Origin of the sequence: Alicyclobacillus shizuokensis NBRC 103103 (assembly GCF_001552255.1) — a bacterium.
Classification (GTDB): Bacteria; Bacillota; Bacilli; order Alicyclobacillales; family Alicyclobacillaceae; genus Alicyclobacillus_G; species Alicyclobacillus_G shizuokensis.
Genome location: NZ_BCQV01000075.1, coordinates 1 through 6,796, shown reverse-complemented (window position 1 = coordinate 6,796; position 6,796 = coordinate 1). Strand labels below are relative to the sequence as shown.

The window sequence follows — 6,796 nt, the reverse complement described above, 5'->3', positions numbered from 1 at the left end:
TTGTCTAATGAAATTGGTGGGAAACGACATTTATCTAAGGTTTTTAGAGGAATCAGATGCTGTTGCCAAATTGCAACTGAACCTGAGAAATCGCACTTTCTTTGAAACTTACCTGACAACGCGGAGCGAGGAATTTTATACCATCGAGTATCAGATTAACTCTATTAAATCCAGTATGGAGAAAATGGAGCAAGATAGAGAGTATGTATTTGGAATATTTTTAATCAGCACAGATGACTTGATAGGAATTATCGGTTTAACCGAGGTAGTTCGAGGTCCGTTGCAATCGTGCTGGTTAGGGTACTCGTTGGACAAGGCTTACAATGGACGTGGATACACGACGGAAGCTGTTCGACTTGTTGTAGACTATGCGTTCCAGGTTCTAAAGCTACACCGAATTGAAGCGGGTGTAATGCCGCACAACAGGGGATCAATCCGAGTTCTTGAAAAGGCGGGATTCGAAAAAGAAGGCCTTTCAAGGAAGAATGTCCTAATCAATGGAAAGTGGGAAGACCATCTGCATTTCGCAATCGTGAATCCAGACGATTAGTCATATAGAGGGGATGGGTGAGCACAACGATGAGCGGGAAAGTGTGCCCAATTTGTGGGGGGGGGATAACAATTTCGGCAACGTTGCGGGAAAACCACACGGTACATGTTGGTGTGATAAGGAGTTCTTCCCGAAGGAGATATTCGACAAAATCCCATCAACAGGGTCAGAAGAAACGTGCATATGTCAAAATTGCCTCGAGAAATTGAGGGGTGACATTGAGCAGTGTAAGGTCGTTTAAGGGGATTTGGCATTCATGATGTTTGGATTATAATGGCATGATTATATGCGGGGAAGTGACGTAAAGCCCTAAATTCCTGCCTTTCGCCTTGACCCGTCTATCCGCGAACGCTATGATGACGATAACAAGAGTACGAACAAAGGACGAGAACTCATGAGGGAGCATCCGTTACCGCCAACCTCATATAGATTGCCAGACCCGCTCAGTCGCATGACTGGGCGTTTTTTATGGCGTTTGACTAAAGTCAGCGAGGAACAGGGCGGAGACTAAAGGCTTTAAGGGTTGAGAAGGAGCCAGGAAAGGGCGGGATAAAACGTGGAAAACGAAGAGTTAAAGGAATTGCTTTCGGAAATGGAGGATCGGATTCGGTATGATGTCCATGAAGCATCTAACCAACTAAAGAATATACAGACCGAGGTTGAGGATTTGAAGCGCAAAGTGAGTACTTTGGAGGGAATCCTCCGCATTGTTGACCAAAATAATGCGGCGGCTTTGTCTGGCATTCGGATAGATGTGGCGTTGATCAAAGGGGAATTGGAAAGGCTGGGAGGACATGAGGAGAAGAAGGCATTTCTGTGTTTCTAAAAGGGGAAATCCTCGTGATGAAGTTAATTCATGCTTCCAAGGTTACCGAATTCAAAATCCATCAACGCACTCAACGAGAGGTGAATGCACAGATGAACGACGAGTTACATCGCAGAGTCTATGAAGATGGGGAAAACATCACTGCCCAAGAATGGATGATGTTTTATCAGATGTTCCCGTCTGTTGAACCGCAGAAAGTTAGCATTCCAGCTTGGAACATTGCAACTTCAAATGACCATCTTTGGGAACTATGGGGCGGTATTCCGTTTAAAGAAGACGGTATCGAACGCGATCGACTCGCGATGTGTTTGGTATATTCCATGGGTTTGCGTCATTTCGTCGAGTTGTTGCCAGAACAATCGAGGGATGCGTTACGGAGAGTGTTAGACGAGGCGGATGACCAGTAGTACGCGAAACTGAGGGATATCAGGGAAAAGTTCGCTGGAGTCGATTTCTTCAGCAAGAAGAGAGCCATTACTGGCTCTCATATCACATGTTCGAGTGGGAATCGGGTTAATAGTGTTTCAAACACAACGAAAACGCGGGTTGTGTCATCAGTAGGTGCTTCACGGAATCATCATCGTCCGTCTTTGAGCATATGGGGGTCAAACTTTGTTAATTGCGGCAAGTATTTTCTGGCCTGCTGATTTATCTTCAATGTCAAGCCTCGAAATGGAGACAATCTCGGTGTTGACCACGTTTCCGTTGTCATTGCGGGTGAAATGGATGATGTAGCTTCCGAGCGGCGGATCGTTTACTTGCTCGACTCGTACGGAAATATCGTCGAGAGGACGCACTTCCCTGCAAAGTTGAGTTAGCCAGTCCCCGTATTTACTTAAATCATCTTCAGCCATGAAACCATCCTCCTCGGAACCATCGTGAAAACATAGGAAAATTGTAACACATGCGCTCGTAATAAGGGACGACATTTGATTTAGCTCAAACAATGAAAAAGGCGGGTCGTTATATCTCAAGGGATACCTGCATGGAGGAAAGCCAAGGTCACATAGGCAGGGTAGGATGACTGGTCTGATACGATATTGTTCGGCGGCTATTACTTGAAGAGTGGGTTTGTTAATTGGCGTTAGAGTTTCAACAGGTTTGAGTGTGTGAGTCTATCGCTGGCAAGTCTAAAATCGAGACTTCAGGTGTCCGAAATTGCGAAAGATAGGCTACATATCAGGGAAATTCACGTAAAGTTGGCTGGATGCGTACGCTGGAGCGCGAAAGAGAGCCAATATTGGCTCTCTCCGTTAGAACAGCGACTTGAGAAGTTCCCTGTCCTCGTCCGACAATGAGTCCTTCTTCGGATGATCGCGTGATTGAAGCGTGATTCCGTTAGGGTTCCCCAACAGCCGTCTGACTACCGCCTCGATTCTTTCATCCAAGTCTTCATGGTTATTTATCATGTCATTTCGAATTAACCCGCAGACATACGCGCTAATGTTGTCCCTTTGCGCCTTCTCCCTCAAATACTTGTAAACGGCTGGATCTCGGACGGAAATTGAGATTTTCCGCTTAGACATGAGAAGTTAAGCCCCTGGCTTCAAGTAACTTCCAGTAACTCATCACATTAGAGTAGCTCCCGTTGTCATCGATCTGGGCATAAGGGTACTGGGCTAAGATAGCATCCTTTAACAACAGACTGCCTCCGCCGCAAAAAACAGGCGTAGTGAACGATAGCCCTTGTGACCTTCCATAGTTGATGATGTCTCGGACATGGTTCGTCATCAAATCACGGATTATTGGCTGGCTGTCGGGCATGACTGTGCCATTGATGGAGTAGACTTGTTCTCGTAGAATGGCTTCGCTTTCGTCCAACGTGATTGTGGTTCCGAATTGGGTGGATAGCGTCTCCTGGACATGTCCTCGAAGGAGGTTTACGCCAAGATTCGAGATCACCATACTGTCAATCTTGGGGATCAACCTGTCGAAAGTCGAAAAGGATGCGTTCATTGAGCCGATGTCGATTACTGTAACTCTGCTGTTGCGGTATTCATTCAGGTGGTAGTAGATCGGACCGAGGGATTCGGGCAATAACACCAGTTGGTTGATCCGAAACACCCAGGCTTGTCCATTCACGCGCAAGGAAATGGGCTTTTGGTCATTCAGGATAAACTCGTGATAGGCGGCTTTTAGTTTTTCGTTTTTGAAGATATGAAGTGGGGTATTCAGTGCCACAGCGACTTGCGGAATACCGACTCGTTCCACACTGAGTTTTTCCAACATCAGCGCTATGGACGTGTAAACCGCCAATTTGTGGGTAAGAGAGTGTTTGGACGCAGAGGCATAGTCCGCATTCAACTCTGAGCACATACTCCCAATAAGATACTGTTTGTCCTCAAACTCCACGCGATAAGTGTCCCCAGATACCTCGACTCCAGAAAAATGAGTTCCCTCTTGCATGAGCGTGCGGAACCGTTGCTTAATGAACCCTTGATCCTTGTAACTGAGAGTCTTGGTATAATGTTTCCCTGTGTCTACAGCGATTGCATACGACATAAAATCATTCCTCCCTATGAATTGGTTCGTCCCCATATACTAAGCACTTCTGTGCGAATAATTCCGATGGGTTCGCACTATCATGTTCGAGTCGGGTGCGACTGTGGGCGAAAAAGTAGGAAATGAGATAAGGATGAAAACAGGGACGGAGGAGGAGAGGAGATCGGACGCTACAAAGGTGTTCAGAAGAAAACGCCATTGGGGGTATCTGGAGTCAACACCATAAAAAGTTTGACACAAGACAACGAGTGTATTATCATAGCCCTACCAGACTTCTTACAGGAAGTCACCTTTCCCTACATTAAATGAGCGTAAAGCTGATTTGTTGTGGGGTGCCCAATTTTAAGTTTCTTCCTATGTAGCCCTGGGGTAACTATGTCCTCTGGGCGGTGGAAGAATCATGGGTACCTTGACAACTCAAATCAGCTTTTTTGTTGTGCCCGAACAGGCTCTGGGTGCAGGTTGCACCAGGGCAGAGTCACGCACAACGAGTGGAAAGGGGAAAGTGATGATGATTCAACACAGCCATGGTGTAGACAAAAATTATTTTGCGGAGCTACGTGAACAAATTACGAACCGCCAGAAATGGGACGCGGAGCACTTCATCGTATTTGATCACGAGGCAGGGTCGGGAAAGACAAGACAAGCCCTACGAATTATCGGGGAAATGACAAGGGACAGCGACCACCGTGTTCTTTGGGTTCAACTCTTCTCAGATGAGCGTAAACGACTCGATGCTACGGCGGATACAATCAATGAGTATGCAGGGAAATTTGTTGCAGTGGCTGTTGACGGGGAGGACACGAGAACCACACCAAAAAAGCAGAGGTTAATTGGTGTTCAGGTTTTAGTTATCACCCATCGCATGTATGCCCAGATTTGCAAGGGGGAGCACAAAGAACTAATCCAGGTGTTTTCCGCAAGTAAAAAGTGCAGAGAAACGCTGCGGATTTGTGCATAGGCACCGCCGACACTGAAGATTACGACTACTTCACTCCAGATAGGGCATGTTGCAACCGGTAGCTTTCGCCGGTGAAGGCCAGGACGTGTGCGTGGTGGACGAGCCGGTCCACGAGTGCGGCTGTCAGCCTGGCATCACCAAAGACGGTGTTCCACTGACCAAACTCAAGGTTCGAGGTCACGATCACACTCCGTTGCTCGTAGCACTCGGAGATGACGTGAAACAGCAGTTCAGCGCCATCTTTGTGAAAGGGCACAAAGCCCATTTCGTCGAGGATGAGTAGCTCAGCCCTCTGCAGTTCCCGCAGGAATCGGTTGAGTGTCCCGGCCTGGTACTTCTCCTGCAAGGTAGCTACAAGGTCATGTACTCGAAAGAATCGCACCTCGTGCCCTCGTCGGCAGGCCTCAACCCCGAGCGCCGTCGCTAAGTGGGTTTTACCGGTTCCTACTTTGCCCAGCATCAGTACGTTCTCTTTCCGCTCGAGAAAAACGAGGTCCGTTAAGAGCTCACGACTGCAGTGTGCTGGGAACGTCACCGCCCCGAAATCATAGCCTTCCAGCGTCTTCATTTGTGGAAAGCGGGCTTTCGTCATCAGCTTGCGAATTCGGGATATCTCTCGCCCACGCAATTCTGCTTGCAGTACGCCAAGCAGGTACTCCGAGCGGTCATTGAACGGAATGTCCTCGTACGCTTCCATCACGTATCCCAAGTGAAGGCTCTTGCATGCAGCAGCCAATTCCTGTTTCATGCCTTGCTCACCCCCAGAATGGCGTCATATTGCCTGAGGTCGGGTGTGTGTCCGTGAATCACCACTGGGGTATGAGGCTCCGTAAACGGCTCAGGGCGGTACTCCGGATGTTTCATGGCATACAGTGCATGCTCAAGCACTGTGTCGGGACTGAAATGCCCTGCCAATGTATCGAGTGCGGCACCAATCTCGGACATCTGGTGTGTGTCCAGCAGTCGACGAATCAGGGCAATGCGAGACTTCCTCAGCTCGACATCCTCCACCTGTACGAATGTGCGCACGGAAGCGGGCATGAATTTCGCCAGGTCCGAGTACATCACCGCCCTTGGCTTTCTCCGGTATCCGTCGAACACGGCCGACCACTCAATCGGGATTGCTTTCTCCGTATACGGCCGGGGCAACTTCGCCAGGAGTCGATACTCCCCGTCGTTAGACAGAACCTCGATCTCGTCCCACTTCACTTTCAGCAACACAGTCTCCAGCGCACGACACTGCGGCAGCGGATATGTGGTCGTCTCAAACCGGAATTCCCGGTATTTGTTTAAGCGGGCCGGTTCGAGCCGGAAGACCTCAAACGCAACGGTCGGCAAGGTCAAGAGCTTTTTGCGTTCTGCCTCCCAGAGGTCAGCAATGCGCTCCTTCTTGGCATAATGAGGACGATCCATGTCCGCTTCTGCCATTTGGGCCAGGTATGCCTCAAGTTCAGCATCCGTGCCGCATACGGGTGGCGGGACGAGCCAGTTGCGCCGACTGTACCCAACCTTGTTCTCCACATGCCCCTTTTCATGACCGCTGTATGGGTTGCAGAACTCCGGGGTGAACCGGTAGTGAGCTGCGAATCGCAGGAACTGGTCGGTGAATGTGCGTGTTCCGTCCCGGTCAATCGAGACTACCGCCGCTGACAGGTTGTCAAACCAGATCTTCCTCGGCACACCGCCCATCCGCTCAAAGACGTGTTTCATGGCCTCCAGGAAGCATTCCGTGTTCTCTTTGCGAACCGGGAAAGCAAAAGCGGCATTGCTGAACGGGAAAGACATGGTGAGTACCTTTCGCTCCACGAGCTTGCCGGGTTGTCCAACATAAGCCGTGCCAAAATCCACTTGCGCTTCGCCGCCGGGATGTTCAAGCCGCTCATAGCTCTCGGCACGTTCCAGCTTGAGTTCCTTCCGGCGCTTGGCCACGTATTCCTCAACGGTCCGCCGCCCGCCC

General features: G+C 49.4%; 9 protein-coding genes. 5 read left to right on the top strand and 4 right to left on the bottom strand.

Features of this window, described 5'->3' with window-relative positions:
- Positions 1-7 precede the first annotated feature (7 nt).
- The 4 genes from ASH01S_RS16880 (at position 8) to ASH01S_RS16870 (ending at position 1,783) form a co-directional block, all read left to right on the top strand.
- Positions 8-550 carry a GNAT family N-acetyltransferase gene (locus tag ASH01S_RS16880; RefSeq protein WP_067929611.1) on the top strand — a complete coding sequence of 181 codons (543 nt, stop codon included), beginning with the start codon at positions 8-10 and terminating at the stop codon, positions 548-550.
- 13 nt (positions 551-563) lie between these two features.
- Entirely contained in the window at positions 564-791 is a 228-nt protein-coding gene (locus tag ASH01S_RS18145) for a cysteine-rich CWC family protein (protein ID WP_245629140.1), read from the top strand.
- Between the two features lie 315 nt (positions 792-1,106).
- The gene (locus ASH01S_RS16875; protein ID WP_067929610.1) at positions 1,107-1,376 is read left to right on the top strand and encodes a hypothetical protein; all 270 of its coding nucleotides are present in this window, start codon (positions 1,107-1,109) and stop codon (positions 1,374-1,376) included.
- 14 nt (positions 1,377-1,390) lie between these two features.
- Entirely contained in the window at positions 1,391-1,783 is a 393-nt protein-coding gene (locus ASH01S_RS16870) for a hypothetical protein (protein WP_157067215.1), read from the top strand.
- A gap of 198 nt (positions 1,784-1,981) precedes the next feature.
- Here ASH01S_RS16870 and ASH01S_RS16865 read toward each other — a convergent pair whose 3' ends face one another.
- Positions 1,982-2,230 carry a hypothetical protein gene (locus ASH01S_RS16865; protein WP_067929608.1) on the bottom strand — a complete coding sequence of 83 codons (249 nt, stop codon included), beginning with the start codon at positions 2,228-2,230 and terminating at the stop codon, positions 1,982-1,984.
- A gap of 664 nt (positions 2,231-2,894) precedes the next feature.
- Positions 2,895-3,878 carry a ParM/StbA family protein gene (locus ASH01S_RS16855; protein ID WP_067929607.1) on the bottom strand — a complete coding sequence of 328 codons (984 nt, stop codon included), beginning with the start codon at positions 3,876-3,878 and terminating at the stop codon, positions 2,895-2,897.
- Positions 3,879-4,278: 400 nt separating this feature from the next.
- Between ASH01S_RS16855 and ASH01S_RS16850 the strand changes: the two genes are divergently transcribed.
- Positions 4,279-4,839, top strand: coding sequence for a hypothetical protein (locus ASH01S_RS16850; protein WP_067929606.1), 561 nt, complete (start codon positions 4,279-4,281; stop codon positions 4,837-4,839).
- 25 nt (positions 4,840-4,864) lie between these two features.
- Here the strand turns inward: ASH01S_RS16850 and istB are convergent, their stop codons facing one another.
- Both istB and istA read right to left on the bottom strand, forming a co-directional pair.
- The gene (gene istB / locus ASH01S_RS16845; protein ID WP_067929605.1) at positions 4,865-5,587 is read right to left on the bottom strand and encodes an IS21-like element helper ATPase IstB; all 723 of its coding nucleotides are present in this window, start codon (positions 5,585-5,587) and stop codon (positions 4,865-4,867) included.
- Positions 5,584-6,796, bottom strand: a 1,213-nt coding sequence (istA, locus tag ASH01S_RS16840; protein ID WP_067929604.1) for an IS21 family transposase, incomplete at its 5' end; no start/stop codon positions are given. The genes istA and istB, both read right to left, overlap by 4 nt.

Excerpts from the sequence above, each read along its gene's own strand:
- ASH01S_RS16880 (WP_067929611.1), top strand. The coding sequence starts at position 8 with ATGAAATTGGTGGGAAACGACATTTATCTAAGGTTTTTAGAGGAATCA.
- ASH01S_RS18145 (WP_245629140.1), top strand. The coding sequence starts at position 564 with ATGGGTGAGCACAACGATGAGCGGGAAAGTGTGCCCAATTTGTGGGGG.
- ASH01S_RS16865 (WP_067929608.1), bottom strand. The coding sequence starts at position 2,230 with ATGGCTGAAGATGATTTAAGTAAATACGGGGACTGGCTAACTCAACTT.
- ASH01S_RS16855 (WP_067929607.1), bottom strand. The coding sequence starts at position 3,878 with ATGTCGTATGCAATCGCTGTAGACACAGGGAAACATTATACCAAGACT.
- ASH01S_RS16850 (WP_067929606.1), top strand. The coding sequence starts at position 4,279 with ATGGGTACCTTGACAACTCAAATCAGCTTTTTTGTTGTGCCCGAACAG.
- istB (WP_067929605.1), bottom strand. The coding sequence starts at position 5,587 with ATGAAACAGGAATTGGCTGCTGCATGCAAGAGCCTTCACTTGGGATAC.